At 73.7% G+C, this 2905-nt stretch carries 2 protein-coding genes and 1 pseudogene; 1 reads left to right on the top strand and 2 read right to left on the bottom strand.

The genetic code is table 11. The features are described from left to right. Positions 1-324, top strand: a pseudogene (locus AB0G32_RS40275) (FUSC family protein); the annotation flags it as partial. A gap of 271 nt (positions 325-595) precedes the next feature. On the opposite strand, the gene AB0G32_RS40270 reads toward AB0G32_RS40275, so the two are convergent. Together AB0G32_RS40270 and AB0G32_RS40265 are read right to left on the bottom strand one after the other, a co-directional pair. After that, positions 596-2188 (bottom strand): carboxylesterase family protein, encoded by a 1593-nt coding sequence (locus tag AB0G32_RS40270; RefSeq protein ID WP_361176031.1) that lies wholly within the window; start codon positions 2186-2188, stop codon positions 596-598. A gap of 66 nt (positions 2189-2254) precedes the next feature. Continuing rightward, on the bottom strand, positions 2255-2905 hold a 651-nt coding region (locus AB0G32_RS40265), incomplete at its 5' end, for a thiamine pyrophosphate-dependent enzyme (protein WP_361176028.1).

Below are 2905 nucleotides of genomic sequence, written 5' to 3'. Positions count from 1 at the left end.
CCGGCCGGGACGGCGCCGGCACCTGCACCGGCCGCGCCGGCCGCCCGGCCGGTGCCGCACGGCCTCGGCGGGGTCGGCGTGGTGGGCGCCGTCCGGTGTGCCGCGCACCCGGCCGGCTGTGCGGGCTGGGTCACCGTGATCGACGCCCGGGGCAAGCGGGTCGCGGCGGGCCCGTTCCGCGCCGGCCGCTACCGGGTCGACGGGCTGCGGCCCGGCAACCACACGCTCGTCGTGTCGACGCCCGACCACGCGCCGCACGCCGAGTTCCTGCGGGTACCCGCCGCCCCCGGCACCGGTCCCGTGGAACACGACCTGCGGCTGTAGCGGAGGGCACGACGGAGCTGGCTTTCCCGGCGGGTGTCCTGCGCGGCGTCGGGGCCGGCCGGGTCGCGAAGACGGGTACCGGTAGCGGGGTCCGAGACCTGCCCGTCGCCGTGGGCCGGGGCGAGCCGCCGGGAGCCGGGTGCTGGCAGCGGCAGCACCCGGGGTTGCGCAGGGCTCGCGACTCGGCCTTCGTGCGCCGCTGGTCCGGCACGTCCGTCACCCGGGTGCGCTGACCCGCGGGACCGCGGCGCCGGGTTCCTCGGGTACGGCGTCACCAGGCCGGCTGGGTCGCGAAGAACCGTTTCCAGAAGTCGAGCCGGGGCGGGTCCGCCAACGGGATCGGGGCGAAGCCGCCGCCGAGTTCCATGACCGCCGGGGTGTCCGGCGTCCAGGCCGGCCAGGGCGGCAGGCCGGGGCCGGCCGGGTCGCCGGTCGCCACGAAGTTGGCCCAGTATCCGGTCATCGTCTCCGCGACCTCCCGGTCCTCCTCGGTCCAGTCACCGCGGTCGGCGGGGAGACTGCCGAACATGAAGTCGACCTCGGAGCCGTGCGCGGCACCACGGGCCGGGTCGCCGGCCACCGGGGAGGCGTGGGTCCAGAAGTATGTGTACACCGGCCGGCTGGTCCGCTCGGCCCAGTCGTTCGCCCAGAGCCAGGTGGAGACCCTGGCGTTGTCGCGCACGGCCGCGCAGTGGGAACGCGCCGCCTCGTCGTCCGTGGCCGCCGGGTAGAGCCGCAGGAATTCCTCCGCCAGCGCCCCGAACTTCCGCCGGGACGCGCTGACATGGCCTTCGCGGGTCACGTGCACCGGCGGTGCGCCCGGCCGCCAGGTCAGCCGTCCGGCCGTCCGGTGGGCGGCGAAGGCGCTCTCCGGGACCGCCCCGCTCTCGTCCCGGTTGCTTCCCGTCAGGTAGGTGACGTCGTGCTGCGCCCCCTTGGCGTACGTCTCCTGGTAGCCGCCGGGGATCACCCAGCCGTCGACGACCGGGCGGAACAGCGGCGGTTTGGCCGGGCCGCCCGTCTCCACCGCGCTGTCGACGGCGGAGGCGTTGCCCTCGACCAGTTTGCGCCACGGCAGTGTCCGCAGCTTGCGCAGGGTGCGTGCGCCGCGGTCGGCCGCGTACCGGGTACCGGCGGCTTCGGCGTCGGCCAGGACGCGGTAGGAGGTGGCCAGGTAGCGGAGTTCGGGGTCCCGGCTGTGCCGGACGTGGCTCTGCGCGACGGCCCGCTGGAAGAGTCCCTCGGCCAGGGGTGACATGGCGAGGAAGTTGACCGATCCGGCGCCGGCCGACTGTCCGGCGACGGTGACCCGGTCGGGGTCGCCGCCGAAGCCGGCGATGTTGCGCCGGACCCACTTCAGGGCGGCGATCTGGTCGAGGAGTCCGTAGTTGCCGGAGGCCCGGTGCTCGGACTCCTCGCTCAGCTCGGGCGTGGCCAGGAAACCTAAGGCGCCCAGCCGGTAGTTCAGGGTCACCACCACGATGCCTTTGCGGGCCAGCGGCTCTCCGTCGTAGCGCGGGTTCGCGCCGGTACCGACGCGGAAGCCACCGCCGTGGATCCAGACCAGTACCGGCCGCCGCTCGTCGGCCCGCGACGCGCCGGTCCAGACGTTGAGGCGCAGACAGTCCTCGCTCATCGGCAGGTCGAGGTGGTCCATCTCCGCGACCGGGGCCTGCGGGCACATCGGGCCGAAGTCGTTGGCTACGCGCACTCCCGCCCAGGGCACGGGCGGCCGGGGCGGCCGCCAGCGCAGCTCCCCGACCGGCGGGGCCGCGTAGGGGATGCCGCGGAAGACGGTGACCGACCGGTCCAGGCCCCGGATGCCCGCCACCAGCCCGGCCTCGGTCTCCACTGGCTGGTGCACGGTGCTTCCCCTTCCGGTCGGTCGGCCATCCCCGAAGTGCTCACGGCGTCCGATGACGGCACCGGGTCACACGTCCTCGCCGTATTGGATGCGGCGGTAGGGGGTGCTGAGTACTTCGCGGGTGATGCGGACGTCGATGACGGTGGGGCGGGGGTTGTGGAGGTAGTCGGCGAGTGCGGTGTGGAGTTCGTCGGGGGTGCGGACGGTGGCTCCGCCGCCGCCCAGGGACTGGGCGACGGTGCCGAGTTCGGGGGTGGGGATGGTGGCGAGGTCGGGGTCGAGGCCCTTGGCTTTGGCCTTGTGGTATTCGGCGCCCAGGCCCTGGTCGTTCATGACGACGACCAGGAGGGGGATGCCGTAGCGGCAGGCGGTCTCGAACTCGGACAGGTGCATCAGGAAACTGGCGTCGCCCTCGACGACGAAACCGGGCTTGTTGCCCTTGGCGATCATCTGGCCGATGGCGATCAGGGGGGCCTGGCCGATGGCGCCGAACATGCCGTAGTTGGACAGTACGTCGCGGGAGCGCTGGAAGAGCATGGTGCCGAAGTCGGTCTGATGGCCGCTGCCCAGGACCAGGCCCATGTCGGCGGGCAGGTCGTGGTCGAGGATCCAGATCGCCTCACGGGGGTCGAGGCGGCCGGGTTCACGGACGTATGCGGGCTGTTCCAGGCGGCCGGTGAGGTGCCGGCGGGTCTGCTCGGTGTGGTAGCCCTCCAG

Source organism: Streptomyces sp. NPDC023723 (assembly GCF_040639815.1).
Taxonomy (GTDB): Bacteria; Actinomycetota; Actinomycetes; order Streptomycetales; family Streptomycetaceae; genus Streptomyces.
Note: the sequence above shows the minus strand (reverse complement) of the source record. Positions and strands in the feature narration are given on the sequence as shown.